Below are 13,436 nucleotides of genomic sequence, written 5' to 3'. Positions count from 1 at the left end.
TCATCTCACCATCAGTTGAAAACGGCCGCCTATTGTAGCGCCCAAAGAGCCGGTTATCCACACGTGCAAGGGGCTCTTTTCAGCCTGTGGACAACTTGCGATGAGCTTTTGGGACAAGTCGCGTAGACGCTGCGGATAAACCATCCACAGGGGCTTTTTTACCCGGTCGTCCACACCTGCCACACACCTTACAAGCCGCTTTTCTACGGCTTATGCACACATTTTTTATGCCTATAACAGGTTGTTTATAAAAATATAAAACCACTTATCCACAAATAGTATCCCCACTATTAATAACAACAGGTTTTAAATAACTTCATTAGTAATAGTAGTTGCGTCAAAGGCGTTCATTGAAGGCATGTTACGAGCCGTTAGCGCATATTTAGCGTTTTTTGTGCGCAGAAAAATTGCACCGCGGCGCCGAAGTCTCTACAATTTCCGGTCTTGAATTGGATCTCCCCGGCTAGTTCCTCACTGGACCGGGTCGTTTGGAATTCACTTTCGTCCTAAACCACGTGGGAATAACGAGTTATGAAACGCACTTTTCAACCCAGCGTTCTTAAGCGCAAGCGCGCGCATGGCTTCCGTGCTCGTATGGCAACCAAAAATGGCCGTGCTGTCATTACACGCCGTCGCGCCAAAGGCCGTAAGCGTCTGAGCGCCTGATTTCGGATTGCGTGTGTCGCATCAAGGCTATCCCCGGGGTTTACGTTTACTGAACGCCGGGGATTTCAGCTACGTATTTGAGCAGGCAGACCTGAAAGTCCATGGCAAAGGTATGATGGCGCTCGCACGCTTCAATACCCGAGGTCATCCTCGCGTTGGACTGGTGGTCAGCAAGAAAAACGTCAAGCGTGCCGTTGACCGTAACCGCTTCAAGCGTCTCGTTAGAGAATCCGTTCGGCTTCGCCAACACCGCTTACCCTCTGTGGATATAGTGATATTGGCCAAGCGCGGTGTTCAGGATATCGATAATGAAACACTTTACCGCCAGCTACACGGCATGTGGAAACGACTCCAGCGCGACGCTTTGGCAGCACCACCGCCTCCCCCGCTTGCTAACGCTACGCATGGCGCTTGATCACACACTCCGCCGCTCGGCCTCGGCCTGCCTTATGGCAGGCTTTCGTGTGTCTTGGGCCGAGTAAATGACGCCGCGCCATTAGCATGTTCACCACCCATCGGGCAGAACCCTCATGGACGTAAAACGACTTTTATTGCTGATTCCACTGGCTGTACTGGCCTATCTTCTAGTGATTCAGTGGAATCAGGACTACGGGCAAACCAGCTACGACTCGACGCCGGAAATCACCCAGCGTGAAAGTACCGGGGCCAATACCGAGTCGACCAACGATGACTTGACCGTACCCAGCACCGGCGCCCCCCAGGGTAGCGCCAGCGAAGAGATGCCGGCGGAAGCGGCCGGTGAGTCCGAAGGTCGCGACTTCATCGCCGTCACCACCGATGTACTCGATGTACGTATCGACCCCTACGGCGGGGATATCGTGTTCGCCGCCCTGCCCCAGCACAAGATGACCCTGGACTCCGAGCGCAACTACGTGCTGCTCTCGGACAACGCCACGCGCAGCTACGTCGCGCGTTCGGGCATTCAGCTGGACGGCCAGGCAAGCCGGATCGCCTTCACGCCGGAGCGCAACGAATACCGTCTGGGTAACGACGAGCAGACCCTTGAGGTCGACATGACCGCCGAGGTCAACGGCGTCGACGTCACCAAGCGGATGACGTTTGAGCGCGACAACTACGCGGTGGACGTCAGCTACTTCGTGGCCAACAACACCGAGAACCCGGTCAGCGCCCGCTTTATCGGCCAGCTTGCCCGGGACAACAGCCCGGACCCCTCCAGCGGCGTCACCCTGGGCATGAACTCCTACATGGGTGCGGCGTACTCCACGCCGGACACGCGTTACGACAAGATCGATTTCGACGACATTCAAAGCTCGAGCTTTGAAAACCGCGAAGCCGAAGGCGGCTGGATTGCGATGATCCAGCACTACTTCGTTTCGGCCTGGGCCCCGTCGCAGAATCAGCAAAACCTCTACTACGTCACCACCGACGCACGCGATCGCAACGTGGTGGCCTTTGCCGGCCCGACCAGTAACGTTGCCGCCGAAGGCGAAGCGACGCTGGGCGCTACGCTCTACATGGGCCCCAAGGTGCAGGACTACCTGGAACAGGTCGCGCCCAACCTGCAGCTCACCGTGGATTACGGCTGGCTCTGGTTCATCGCCAATCCGCTTTTCTGGCTGCTGGACCATATCCAGGACATCGTCGGTAACTGGGGTTGGTCGATCGTACTGCTGACCGTACTGGTCAAAGCGGTGCTCTTCCCGCTCTCGGCCAAGGCGTACAAGTCGATGGCGCGGATGCGCAAGCTCGGCCCGGAGATGCAGCGTCTCAAGGAAATGTACGGCGACGACCGTCAGAAGATGTCTCAGGAGATGATGAAGTTCTACCAGAAAGAGAAGATCAACCCGCTAGGCGGCTGTCTTCCGATTCTGGTTCAGATGCCGGTGTTCATCGCGCTTTACTGGATGCTGCTGGAGTCCGTTGAGTTGCGCCACGCGCCGTTCATGTTCTGGATTCAGGATCTCTCGGTGAAGGATCCCTACTTCATCCTGCCGATTTTGATGGGCATTTCGATGTTCGTTCAGCAGATGCTCAACCCGACGCCTCCCGATCCCATGCAGGCGAAGATCATGAAGATGCTCCCCATCATCTTTACCTTCTTCTTCCTGTGGTTCCCGGCAGGCCTGGTCATCTACTGGGTGGTCAACAACATCATCTCGGTGGCGCAGCAGTACTTCATTACAAGGCGCATCGAGAACGACCCCAGTGTCGGTAAAGGGATGCGAACCAAGTAATCGCCCCCTCGCTTGACTCACCAGACCCCCGCCCTCGTGCGGGGGTCTGGCGTTCAGGGCCGGACAAATTCACAATACCGCCATTCATCCAGGAGGCGTGCCATGGCACAACGACTTTATACCCAGGACACGATCACCGCCCTTGCCACCCCGCCCGGGCGCGGCGGTGTCGGCATCATTCGCGTCTCCGGGCCCGCCTGCGGCGATATCGCCCGTGCCATCCTGGGGCGCTACCCGGCCCCGCGTTACGCTCACTACGGCGCCTTTCACGGCGAAAACGCCATCATCGACGAAGGCGTGGCGCTCGTATTCGAAGGCCCGAACTCGTTTACCGGCGAGGACGTGCTGGAGCTTCAAGGCCACGGCGGGCCGGTCATCATGGATATGCTGCTCGAGCGCTGCGTGGCCCTGGGCGCGCGCCTGGCGCGGCCTGGCGAGTTCTCCGAGCGCGCCTTTTTGAACGACAAGCTCGATTTGGCCCAGGCCGAGGCGATCGCCGACTTGATCGATGCAACCTCGCGCTCGGCGGCCCAAAACGCCGTACGTTCGCTTCAGGGCGAGTTCTCCAACCGGGTCGCCCAGCTCGTCGAGCGCTTGATCGCCCTGCGGGTCTACGTGGAAGCCGCCATCGATTTTCCCGAAGAGGAGATCGACTTTCTCGCCGACGGCCACGTGGCCAACCGCCTCACAGAGGTCCAGCAGTCGCTTTCTGAGGTGCGCCGCGCCGCGGGCCAGGGCGCGCTTTTGCGCGAGGGCATGAGCGTGGTGATCGCCGGGCGGCCCAACGCGGGTAAATCGAGCCTTTTAAACACTCTGACCGAGCAGGAAACGGCGATCGTCACCGAGATCGCCGGCACCACCCGGGACGTGCTGCGCGAGCATATTCACATCGACGGCATGCCGCTACACATCATCGACACCGCCGGGCTTCGAGACACGCCAGATGCAGTGGAGAAGATCGGCGTGGCCCGCGCCTGGGAGGAGATCGAGCGTGCCGACCGGGTGCTGTTGATGGTGGACGCCTCGACCACCGAGGCCACGGACCCCATGGACATCTGGCCCGAGTTCGTCGCCCGCCTGCCGGATCAGAGTCGCCTGACGCTGGTGCGCAACAAGATCGATGAAAGCCAGGAAGACGCCGGGCTAGACGACGCCACCGCCACGCCGACGCTGCGCTTGTCGGCGAAAACCGGGGCGGGTGTGGATAACTTAAAAACCCACCTGAAAGACGTGATGGGCTTTGCCGCCACCACCGAAGGGCGCTTCTCGGCCAGGCGGCGCCACCTGGACGCGCTGGACCGAGCCATGGCGGCACTGGACAACGGCCGTGCCCAGCTCGAAGGCATGGGCGCCGGCGAGCTGCTCGCCGAGGACCTGCGCGACGCTCAAGCCTCGCTTGGCGAGATCACCGGCGAGTTCAGCGCCGACGACCTGCTGGGTGAGATTTTTGGCAGTTTCTGTATCGGCAAATAGCGGGGCTCACCACGCAAGCGGCGCCCCCGTATAATCGATGAAACGCTGTTCGAGACAATCGGAGTGAGTGTTCACTACGTTGACGATACCCTTTACGCTCTCCTCAACGGAGACCGGCGCGTCGTCGCCGCCCATTCCGGTTCTCACCCAACCGGGGTGGATATTGAGCACGCCCACCCCGGCGGGCTGTGCCTCGTGACGAGCGAAGCCGCGGGTCAGGCTGTTCAGCGCCGCTTTGCTTGCCCGGTAGAGTTCGCGGTCGCCCTCTTCGTTGAGGGCAACGCTTCCCATGCGCGAACTGATAAAGGCAATGCGGCCCTTCTGGCGCATATGGGGCAGTAGCGTGCGCGCCAGGGTGACCGGCGCGGTGGCATTGATCCAGAAAAGCTCGGCCAGCGCCTCGCGGCTGACACGTTCGGCGCGCTGGTGCTCCGGCCCCATGACTCCCGCCGCGATCAGCAGCAGATCGATGGGGGACTTTACATCCAAAGCACCAACGCTCGCCGGGTCGGCGAGGTCAACGTGGACGATGTCGAGCTTACCCGGGAAGCGCTGACCCAGCGCGTCCAGCGCCTCGGTGGAGGCACTGGGGCGAACACCCGCCGCGACCTCGAAGCCCTGGGTTAGTAACTCGCCCACCAGGCCAAGGCCGATTCCGCGCGAGGCGCCGATCACTACGGCGCGCTGAAGGTTGCTCATTGTCTGCTCCTTTTAAACGTCTCATCCACGCGATAGATCACGCCGACTCGGCGGCGCCGGCCGTATAAGCGCCGCCCTGCTCTTTTTGGCTCGCCAGCCAGCAAAGCACGAGCGCCAGCGCCCCGCAAATCGCGATGGTCGCGGGCAGTTGGGCAGGGCTGACGGTGGTCAGGCTGACCGCGAAGCCGACCAGGGCGGAGAGCAGGTACTGAAGCACGCCCATCAGCGCCGAGGCGACGCCGGCGGGTGAATCCGCCGCGTTCATGATCAGCGCCATTACGTTGCCGAACACCATGCCGAGTGAGGCGATCGCAAGCCCGAGGATCAGGCTATAGGTGAGCAGCGTCGGTGCGCCGAGCGCATTGACGCACCAAAGCGCCGTGCCTGCCAGGGTATAGATCGCCGTACCGGCCATCATCACGCGCCAGGCCGACCACTCGCGCTTGATCAAGGCATTACTGACCGCACCGCCCAGCACCAGGCCCACCGAGTTGGCGGCGAAGAGCTGGCTGTACTGGGTCGACCCCAAGCCGAAGTGCTCCATGAACACGAAGGAGGAGCCGCTGATGTACGAAAAAAACGCCCCCATCACCAGGCCGCTCGCCACGCTATAAAGCATGAACACCGGCTGGGCGAACAACCGGGCGTAACCCTTGACGATACTCGCCGCACTTAGCGCCACGCGCTGCTCTACCGCCAGGGAGTCGGGAATGCTCACAAGCCCCCAGACAAGGCCGAGCGCCCCCAGAGCCGCCATGGCCCAGAAGATCAGATGCCACTCGGCGTAGATCAAAATGAGCCCGCCCAGTACCGGCGCGACGATTGGCGCCACCATCATCACCTGCATGAGAATCGAAAACTTCTGCGCCGACTCCTTGAGCGCATACACGTCATCGATGATCGCCCGTGGCGCCACCAGACCCGCTGCCGCACCCAGCGCTTGAAGAAAACGCGCGGCCAGCAGTGTTTCAAAAGAGTGGGCGAGCGCGGCCAGGACAGAGCCTGCAATGAAAACGCCTAGCCCGATCAAAAGCGGCCAGCGCCGCCCGAAACGATCCAGCAGCGGCCCGTAGATCGCCTGGCCCACCGCCAGGCCGATCAAAAAGATCGCCAGCGTCTGCTGGATATGGCCGGCGGAAACGCCGAGATCCTCGGCGATATCCGGCATGCCGGGCAGGTACATGTCGATCGCCATGGCGTCGAGCGCGGTGATCAAGGCCAGCAAAATGAGAAGCCCGGTGCCGATGGCCTGGACGGGCGGTTTAGCGAGGGTCGTCATGACGTTGTACTCATCGAATGGCGAAGGGTCAGAGAGTCTTCGAAAGTGTGCATCAGCGCTTCGAGGCGGCGTTCACTAAGCGTGGCGGAGGTGTAGATCAGCTTGACCTGCAGACTGTCCACGATGCCCAGATACGCCAGAGCGAAGCGCTCCGTCTGTGTTGGTGATAGCGGGATTTTGGCCTCGCCCCAGCGCGCAAGACGGTCCAAAAAGGCGTCTTTCAACTGCGCAAGGTAAGCTTCGTGGAGCGCGTCGATCCGCTCGGCAAGCGCAAGCGGCGGCATGTAGCTTACGCGCAGAAAAAAGCGTAAATGAGCGGTCTCACCAAAGCGCTGCACCAGCGCCTGGCAGTAGCCCGAGCCGGGGAGCACCTGGGCGCCTTCGCCTGCGAAGCACTCGCTGGCGAAGGCGCGCTCGGCGTCGAGCGCCTCCTCGAAGGCGGCCATGAAAAGCGCCTCCTTCGAGGCAAAATGGGCATAAAGCGAAGCCTTGCGAATACCGACGGCCTCGGCGATGGCGGAAAGCGAAGCGCCGTCGTAGTTAGCCTCGGCGAAGTGCGCCACCGCCGCCGACACGATGCGCTGGGTAGCCTTTGAGCGAGCCATGAAGAGCCTCGTAAACGAGCTGAGTAAGAGCGGCGCAATATACTACCTACCGGAAGGTAGGTAAAGTTTTCAGCACGACTCTTCTTCATTTCCCCAACACCTCGGCACAAAAAACCCCGCCAGGCGCTGGCGGGGTTTGGTCAAACACAAAACGGCGAATAGGCCACTACCCGGGTAACGGCTTCATGCCCCGGGGCAGCGCAATGGAGCTAGTCACCCCAGACCTCGCGAGCGACGCGAACCACCAGCTCGAGCTTGGCCTGTTGCTCGGCCTCGGTGATCGCGTTGCCCTCTTCGGTAGAGGCAAAGCCGCACTGAGTGCTCAGGCAGAGCTGCTCGAGCGGCACGAACCGGGCCGCCTCATAAATACGCGCCTTGATCGCCTCCGGGTCTTCGAGCTCACCGGTTTTGGTCGTCACCAGGCCAAGCACCGCCTTCTGATGACCGGACTTGATAAAGCGCAGCGGCTCGAAGTCGCCGGCCCGGTCGGAGTCGTACTCCAAAAAGAAGGCGTCGATATTCACCGAACCAAACAGCAGCTCGGCGACCGGCTCGTAGCCGCCCTCGGAGATCCAGGTCGAGCGGAAGTTGCCCCGGCAGACGTGCATGCCCACCACCAGGTCAGAAGGCTTGTCCGCCAGCGCCTCGTTGATCACCCGGGCGTAGGTTTGAGCGAGTTCGTCCGGGTCTTCGCCGCGCTCGATGACCTGGGCGCGCTGTTCATCAGAACAAAGATACGCCCAAACGGTATCGTCGAGCTGCAGGTAGCGACAGCCCGCGGCGTAAAACGCCTGAATCGCATCCTTGTAGACCTGGGCCAGATCATCAAAGAAGTCGTCGATGTTCGGATAGGCGTCCTGGCTTACAACGTTACGCCCGCCGCGAAAGTGCAGCACGCTGGGGCTTGGGATGGTCATCTTGGGCGTGGCGCCGTCGCTGATGCTGGCAAGGTACTTGAAGTCCTCGAGCATCGGGTGCGCGCCAAAGCCAAGCTTTCCGGTCACGCGCACGTTGCGCGATTTGGTCTGCACGCCGGAAAACTGGATGCCTTGCGCCGCGTCGTAGCCTTCCACGCCTTCAAGGCCCTCGAAGAAGTCGAAGTGCCACCAGGCGCGACGGAACTCGCCGTCGGTGACCACCTTCAAGCCGCACTGGCACTGCTCGGCGACGGCGTGCTTGATCGCCGCGTCTTCTATTTGACGCAGGTCGCTTTGGCTTTTTTCACGGGCGTTCTTGATCGCCGCCGGGCGCAGCAGGCTGCCGACGACATCGGCGCGAAAAGGGGCTTTATGTTCGCTCATCGTACTCTCCTGCTCTGTTTGAATGTTTCTCGATGCTCCCATGCTCGCGCAAACCTGGCAGGGACAAAAGTGATCTTTTCTTGATCCTGCGTGAATCATTTTAATAGTGCAGTCAGCAGGCCGTACGCGGGCGCTGCCTTGCCCTTTTCACCCCGAGCCCGCCTTCCACACAGAGCACCGCTACGGCCAGCCAAATGGCGGCATAGGTTGGCCACTCGTTCGCGCTGACCGACTCCCCCATGCCTAGCGCCACCACGAACAACAGCAAAGGCTCGACATAGACCAGCAGGCCGAAAAGGCTCAGGTTGAGAAGCGGCGCCGAAAGCGCCTGAAACACCAGCGCCAGGGCGCTTAACAGCCCAAGGCCGAGCACCAGGCCAAGCGGCGCGATGCTGGCGGCGCCGAGCACCTCCCCGCCTTGAACGACGAAATAGACGCTGACCGGCAGGGCCAGCAGCATATCGAACCAGAGACCGCCAATGTGGTTGGTATCGGTCACCCGGCGCAGCCAGAAATAGAGCGGATAGCCAAGGCTCACCAGAAGCGTTGGCCAGGCAAGCGCCTGGGAGAACAGCAGTTGATTGAGCGCCCCCGCCAGAGCGAGCAGGCTAGCGAGCGTCTGAAAGCGCGACAGGCGATCCTTGAAGGCCAGACGGCCAACGAAGACCATGGTGATCGGCATCAGAAAGTACCCAAGCGACACCGCAAGCCCCTGGCCATTGCCCGGCGCCCACATGAAAAGCCACAGCTGGAGAGCAAGGAGCGCCGCGCCGAGTAATCGGGTGGCCCAGAAGTAGCGCTCGGCCTTGAGCCGTCGATAAACGAGCGCCACCTGCCCGCCATGGCCGCGCAACAGAATAAAAAACGTCAGGCAGGGAAAGGTGAGCAGCATTCGCCAACCGTATATTTCCCCACCATCGAGCGTATCCAGCAGCGACGTATAGGCGAACAGAAGCGCGAAAAAAAGCGAAGCCGTCACGTTCAAGACGACACCGAGCGCCGTGTTAGGGGCGGTTTGCATAAAGCGTATCCGGGCTAGACAGTGTCGCGGTACTTTATTGCATCGGATACGATAAAGGCGCTCGAATTAACGCCTTACATTGATAAATTTTCTCACCGAGTGATCAGCATGGCCCTGGACGACTACGACCGTTCTCTACTCAAACATTTGCAGCAGGAGTGCCAGACGCCGCTTCGCGAACTGGCCGAGACGGTGCATCTCTCCACCGCTTCCGTACAGCGGCGCATTCAGCGGCTCAAAAAGGAAGGCTACATAAAAGCGAACGTGGCGGTACTCGACCCGGACAAGCTGGGTCAGGTGATCACTATCTTCGTAGAAGTACGCGCGGACAAGACCCACGCCGCGGACCTGGACGCGCTGAAAGCCCGCTTCTCCGGCCCGGAGATCCAGCAGTGCTACTACGTCACCGGCGAGGCGGACTTCATGCTGGTGTTACTGGTCCCCAGCATGCGCCGCTTCCAGCAAATCTGCGATGCGCTTTTCCACGAAAACCCCAACGTTAAGTGGTTTCGCACCCTGGTGGCGCTGGACCGGGTCAAATCGACCCTCGAGGTCCTTTAAACACCCCGCGAACGACTTGTTTATTCTGCTACCAGCCACTGCGCCTGGTAGCGGCTCTCCTTACCCAAAAGCGGGGTAATCTTGTTCATGGCCCCCTTTAGATGCTCATCGAGCCCCCAAGGCGGGTTGATCACCAGCATGCCGCTTGCGTACATGCCGTGGTTCTGGCCGGCGGGGGCGCGGTGTAGCTCGCTACGCCATATCTTGCGCACGCCGCTGGCCTTTAACGTCTCCAGCAGCGTGTGGTGATGCCCCGCCGGAAGCAGTGGATACCAGATCATGATGACCGCGTGGCGGGCCTTTTCGAGGGTTTGAATCACGGCGTCGGCCACCTCGCGGTACTCCGCTTTTTGCTCATAGCTTGGGTCGATCAATACGCAAAGCCGCGGCGTTTTGACCGGCACGCGCTTTTTGAGCTCTTCCAGTCCGTCGCCATAAAGGCGCTTTGCCGTCGGCGGTAGCGCCTGGGCGTCGAGTTCGGCGTGCTCCCCCGGGTGCAGCTCGCAAAGACGCAGCGCGTCTTGCTCGCGAAGCCGCTGGGAAAGCCACCAGGGCGAGCCCGGGTAGTGGCTCAACGGGCCACTTTTTGGCTGGATCGTCTGAATACGCGCCAGCCATTCGTTCAGAAGTAGCTCGTCGAGCTGCTCCCGCGCCTGCCAGAGAGGCACGACGCCCTCGCGGTGTTCTTCGAGCTTCAAGGCCTCCCTGGTATCCAGAGGATAGAGCCCTCGACCCGCATGAGTGTCTATATATGTAATGGCGCTTTCTTTACGTAATAGATAGCCAGTGACGGCGTAAAGCGTAAGGTGCTTATGGACATCGGCAAAGTTGCCGGCGTGGTAGGCGTGTTGATAAGAGAGCATAGCGGTTCACAACGAGGTGTAAAAAAGCCCGCTATCAAATAATAGCGGGCTCGGATTAAAGGCCTTGGCCGGGGCGTTTGAGCCTACCGGCCTACCGGAGCATCAGCTGTTTAGTAGCCGCTGCCCTGGCCCTGCTGGCCTTGCTGACCCTGGCCGTTACCGGTGGGCGTCAGGGTAATTTCAACGCGGCGGTTCTGCGCGCGGCCCTGGTCGGTGTCGTTGGTGGCCACCGGTTGATTGGCGCCGTAGCCGCGGGTATTAAGACGCGACGAAGAGACACCGTTTTGGCCCAGGTAGCTGCCGACCGCTTGGGCGCGGCGCTCGGAGAGGCGCTGGTTGTAGTCCGCATTACCGACGCTATCGGTGTGGCCGGCGATATTCACACGGGTATCGGTGTACTGGTTAAGCACCCCCGCCACCTCGTTGAGCGCGCTGCGTGCTTCACCGGTAAGCTCGGAAGAGTCGAAGCCGAAGGTTACGCTGCTGGGCATGTTGAGGACGATATCGTCGCCGCGGCGGTCGATTTCGATCCGCGAGCCCTGCAGGCTTTCGCGCAGCTGATTCTCCTGGCGGTCCATATAAGCGCCGACACCGGCACCGGCGGCGGCACCTACGGCGGCGCCGATCAAGGCACGGTCGCGGCGGCTGGTGGAGCCATCACCGGAAAGCGCGCCGGCCGCCGCCCCTACCGCGGCACCAATACCTGTTCCCATACCGGTGCTGGAGCGCTGCGATTGGCCACCGTAAGGGTCAGAGGAAGCACAGCCGGCAATTAACAGGGCGGCGGCTACCGGGGTCAGCAGTCGAGAAATACGCATCACTCACTCCTTAAAAAACTCATTTGATTAACCAGGCTGCCGGGCTAGTCGTCACTGATTTGCTCAAGCAGCTCGTTCAAGAATAATAGACCTTGCGGCGATGCACGTAGTTTTTCGGGCATTTCCATCAAAAGTCCTTTTTTGTCGGCACCGTGCAAGCGCGCCAATAAAGCCTCTAGCGGCTGGCCGGTGTAGGCAGGCCACAGCGCCATGTCGACACCGTCGGTCAAACGCAGCGCGTTCATGGCAAACTCCAGCGCAAGCTCGGAAGGCTCGATCACCGATTTGCCGGCGATAAAGCCGCGCGGGTCGGATTGGCGGCGAAGATAGGCGTCGGGCTGGCGGGTTTTCCAGCGCCGTTCGATCGTCCAGCGGCCATCCGCCCCTATGTGCGAAAGCTTGCCGTGGGCGCCGGCGCCTATCCCCAGGTAGTCGCCGAACTGCCAGTAGTTGAGGTTATGGCGGCTTGCCTTGCCAGGCTTTGCGTAGGCGGATATTTCGTAACGCGAAAGCCCCGCCTTGACGAGACGCTCGTGGCCTCGCTCCTGAATATCCCAAAGCGCCTCCTCTTCGGGGAGCACCGGGGGGCTTGAATGAAACGCGGTGTTGGGTTCGAGCGTAAGCTGATACCAGGAGAGATGCTCCGGCGAAAGCGCGAGTGCCTGGTCGATATCCTCCAGGGCAAGCGTAGGTGTCTGACCCGGCAAACCGTGCATCAGGTCGATATTCAGATTATCGAAACCCGCCACGCGGGCATGGCCCACTGCCTTGATGGCTTCATCGGCGCTGTGAATGCGTCCAAGGGCCTCGAGCTGAGCGCTTTGAAAGCTTTGGGTGCCGATCGAAAGGCGGTTGATCCCTGCCTCCCGGTAGCCGACGAATCGCGCCTGTTCGGTGGTGCCCGGGTTGGCTTCCAGCGTGATTTCGATATCCGGGGCGAAGGGCAGGCGCGCCTGTACTTCGCCTAAAAGGCGTCGGTAAAACGCCGGCGAGAGCAAACTCGGCGTGCCGCCGCCGATAAAGATCGTGGCGAGTTCGCGTCCGTCGGCCAGGGCCAGGTCATCGTCCAGGTCACTTAAAAGCGCCTCGAGATAGGCGTTTTCCGGCAGCGCCCGGGAGGTCGGCTCGTGGGAGTTGAAGTCGCAATAAGGGCACTTGCGAACGCACCAGGGGGTGTGGATATAAAGCGAAAGCGGCGGGGTACTACCCATGCGCCACCTTCAAAAAATCGACCAGGCCCTGTAAGGCGCGGCCGCGATGGCTCAGCCGGTTTTTGGTATCCGCAGGCAGCTCGGCCACGCTCATGCTCTGCTCGGGCAGCCAGAAAAGCGGGTCGTAGCCGAAACCGTTTTCGCCTCGCGGATGGGCGAGAATTTCACCGTCCCAACTGCGCTGAACGATGATCGGTACCGGATCCTCGGCGTGGCGCAGGTACACCAGCACGCACCAGTAGCGCCCGCTACGCTGGCCTTCGGCGCAATCGGCAAGCGCACTCAAGAGTTTCTCGTTGTTGCGTTCATCGCTTTTGGGCTCGCCGGCAAAGCGCGCCGAGTAGATGCCCGGGGCACCGTGGAGCGCGTCGACTTCCAAACCCGAGTCGTCGGCCAGCGCCGGCAACCCGCTAACCCGGCTGGCCTCGCGCGCCTTGAGCAGCGCGTTTTCGACGAAGGTCAGTCCAGTCTCTTCTACGTCATGAACGCCAAACTCCGACTGCAGGCGCACATCGAGCATCAAGGGGGCCAAAAGCTGTTTGAACTCTTTTAACTTGCCAGCATTGCCACTGGCTAACACAAGCGTATTGACGGCGGACATGGCGTAACCTCCCAGTAAGAGCCGCTCAGTTTACGCCTAACCGCACGCCAGCTAAAGATGCCTTGCCTGCGTAGGGCGCCATCACACCGGCCGCCGGCTGGCGCCGCTTCAGTCTTGACCGC

Annotated in this window: 14 protein-coding genes; 5 read left to right on the top strand and 9 right to left on the bottom strand. The window is 60.8% G+C overall.

Features of this window, described 5'->3' with window-relative positions; all coding sequences use genetic code 11:
* The first annotated feature begins 531 nt into the window (after positions 1-531).
* From rpmH to mnmE, 4 genes are all read left to right on the top strand, one after another.
* Positions 532-666 (top strand): 50S ribosomal protein L34, encoded by a 135-nt coding sequence (rpmH, locus tag ACWHVV_RS18585; RefSeq protein ID WP_447530481.1) that lies wholly within the window; start codon positions 532-534, stop codon positions 664-666.
* A gap of 13 nt (positions 667-679) precedes the next feature.
* A complete protein-coding gene (gene rnpA / locus ACWHVV_RS18580) occupies positions 680-1,081 on the top strand; it encodes a ribonuclease P protein component (RefSeq protein WP_447530480.1) in 402 nt (133 codons plus the stop codon).
* A gap of 115 nt (positions 1,082-1,196) precedes the next feature.
* Positions 1,197-2,882, top strand: a complete 1,686-nt coding sequence (yidC, locus tag ACWHVV_RS18575; protein ID WP_447927535.1) for a membrane protein insertase YidC — start codon at positions 1,197-1,199, stop codon at positions 2,880-2,882.
* A 102-nt stretch (positions 2,883-2,984) separates the two neighbouring features.
* On the top strand, positions 2,985-4,355 hold the full coding sequence (gene mnmE / locus ACWHVV_RS18570) for a tRNA uridine-5-carboxymethylaminomethyl(34) synthesis GTPase MnmE (RefSeq protein WP_447927534.1): 1,371 nt from the start codon (positions 2,985-2,987) through the stop codon (positions 4,353-4,355).
* Positions 4,356-4,361: 6 nt separating this feature from the next.
* Here the strand turns inward: mnmE and ACWHVV_RS18565 are convergent, their stop codons facing one another.
* From ACWHVV_RS18565 to rarD, 5 genes are all read right to left on the bottom strand, one after another.
* Positions 4,362-5,054, bottom strand: a complete 693-nt coding sequence (locus ACWHVV_RS18565) for an SDR family NAD(P)-dependent oxidoreductase (RefSeq protein WP_447927533.1) — start codon at positions 5,052-5,054, stop codon at positions 4,362-4,364.
* A gap of 37 nt (positions 5,055-5,091) precedes the next feature.
* A complete protein-coding gene (locus ACWHVV_RS18560) occupies positions 5,092-6,333 on the bottom strand; it encodes a multidrug effflux MFS transporter (RefSeq protein ID WP_447927532.1) in 1,242 nt (413 codons plus the stop codon).
* Entirely contained in the window at positions 6,330-6,938 is a 609-nt protein-coding gene (locus ACWHVV_RS18555; protein WP_447927531.1) for a TetR/AcrR family transcriptional regulator, read from the bottom strand. The genes ACWHVV_RS18560 and ACWHVV_RS18555 overlap by 4 nt, the downstream gene beginning before the upstream one ends.
* A 209-nt stretch (positions 6,939-7,147) precedes the next feature.
* Positions 7,148-8,239 carry a cobalamin-independent methionine synthase II family protein gene (locus ACWHVV_RS18550; protein WP_447927530.1) on the bottom strand — a complete coding sequence of 364 codons (1,092 nt, stop codon included), beginning with the start codon at positions 8,237-8,239 and terminating at the stop codon, positions 7,148-7,150.
* Between the two features lie 112 nt (positions 8,240-8,351).
* Positions 8,352-9,260, bottom strand: a complete 909-nt coding sequence (gene rarD, locus ACWHVV_RS18545) for an EamA family transporter RarD (protein WP_447927529.1) — start codon at positions 9,258-9,260, stop codon at positions 8,352-8,354.
* Between the two features lie 108 nt (positions 9,261-9,368).
* On the opposite strand from rarD, the gene ACWHVV_RS18540 reads away from it, so the two are divergent.
* A complete protein-coding gene (locus tag ACWHVV_RS18540; RefSeq protein WP_447927528.1) occupies positions 9,369-9,821 on the top strand; it encodes an Lrp/AsnC family transcriptional regulator in 453 nt (150 codons plus the stop codon).
* 20 nt (positions 9,822-9,841) lie between these two features.
* Here the strand turns inward: ACWHVV_RS18540 and ACWHVV_RS18535 are convergent, their stop codons facing one another.
* The 4 genes from ACWHVV_RS18535 to rdgB all read right to left on the bottom strand — a co-directional run bounded on the left by ACWHVV_RS18535 (position 9,842) and on the right by rdgB (position 13,314).
* The gene (locus tag ACWHVV_RS18535; RefSeq protein ID WP_447927527.1) at positions 9,842-10,684 is read right to left on the bottom strand and encodes a 23S rRNA (adenine(2030)-N(6))-methyltransferase RlmJ; all 843 of its coding nucleotides are present in this window, start codon (positions 10,682-10,684) and stop codon (positions 9,842-9,844) included.
* 110 nt (positions 10,685-10,794) lie between these two features.
* Positions 10,795-11,502 (bottom strand): OmpA family protein, encoded by a 708-nt coding sequence (locus ACWHVV_RS18530; protein WP_447927526.1) that lies wholly within the window; start codon positions 11,500-11,502, stop codon positions 10,795-10,797.
* A gap of 44 nt (positions 11,503-11,546) precedes the next feature.
* Positions 11,547-12,713, bottom strand: coding sequence for a radical SAM family heme chaperone HemW (gene hemW / locus ACWHVV_RS18525; RefSeq protein ID WP_447927525.1), 1,167 nt, complete (start codon positions 12,711-12,713; stop codon positions 11,547-11,549).
* Positions 12,706-13,314: an RdgB/HAM1 family non-canonical purine NTP pyrophosphatase gene (gene rdgB, locus ACWHVV_RS18520; RefSeq protein WP_447530471.1), complete on the bottom strand. Its 609-nt coding sequence runs from the start codon at positions 13,312-13,314 to the stop codon at positions 12,706-12,708. The genes hemW and rdgB overlap by 8 nt, the downstream gene beginning before the upstream one ends.
* Positions 13,315-13,436 lie beyond the last annotated feature (122 nt).

The organism is Vreelandella sp. EE27, from assembly GCF_968206495.1.
This window is presented reverse-complemented; position numbering and strand designations above follow the sequence as displayed.

Excerpts from the sequence above, each read along its gene's own strand:
- rdgB (WP_447530471.1), bottom strand. The coding sequence starts at position 13,314 with ATGTCCGCCGTCAATACGCTTGTGTTAGCCAGTGGCAATGCTGGCAAG.
- ACWHVV_RS18535 (WP_447927527.1), bottom strand. The coding sequence starts at position 10,684 with ATGCTCTCTTATCAACACGCCTACCACGCCGGCAACTTTGCCGATGTC.
- ACWHVV_RS18550 (WP_447927530.1), bottom strand. The coding sequence starts at position 8,239 with ATGAGCGAACATAAAGCCCCTTTTCGCGCCGATGTCGTCGGCAGCCTG.
- mnmE (WP_447927534.1), top strand. The coding sequence starts at position 2,985 with ATGGCACAACGACTTTATACCCAGGACACGATCACCGCCCTTGCCACC.
- yidC (WP_447927535.1), top strand. The coding sequence starts at position 1,197 with ATGGACGTAAAACGACTTTTATTGCTGATTCCACTGGCTGTACTGGCC.
- ACWHVV_RS18565 (WP_447927533.1), bottom strand. The coding sequence starts at position 5,054 with ATGAGCAACCTTCAGCGCGCCGTAGTGATCGGCGCCTCGCGCGGAATC.
- rpmH (WP_447530481.1), top strand. The coding sequence starts at position 532 with ATGAAACGCACTTTTCAACCCAGCGTTCTTAAGCGCAAGCGCGCGCAT.
- ACWHVV_RS18555 (WP_447927531.1), bottom strand. The coding sequence starts at position 6,938 with ATGGCTCGCTCAAAGGCTACCCAGCGCATCGTGTCGGCGGCGGTGGCG.
- ACWHVV_RS18530 (WP_447927526.1), bottom strand. The coding sequence starts at position 11,502 with ATGCGTATTTCTCGACTGCTGACCCCGGTAGCCGCCGCCCTGTTAATT.
- hemW (WP_447927525.1), bottom strand. The coding sequence starts at position 12,713 with ATGGGTAGTACCCCGCCGCTTTCGCTTTATATCCACACCCCCTGGTGC.
- rarD (WP_447927529.1), bottom strand. The coding sequence starts at position 9,260 with ATGCAAACCGCCCCTAACACGGCGCTCGGTGTCGTCTTGAACGTGACG.
- ACWHVV_RS18540 (WP_447927528.1), top strand. The coding sequence starts at position 9,369 with ATGGCCCTGGACGACTACGACCGTTCTCTACTCAAACATTTGCAGCAG.
- ACWHVV_RS18560 (WP_447927532.1), bottom strand. The coding sequence starts at position 6,333 with ATGACGACCCTCGCTAAACCGCCCGTCCAGGCCATCGGCACCGGGCTT.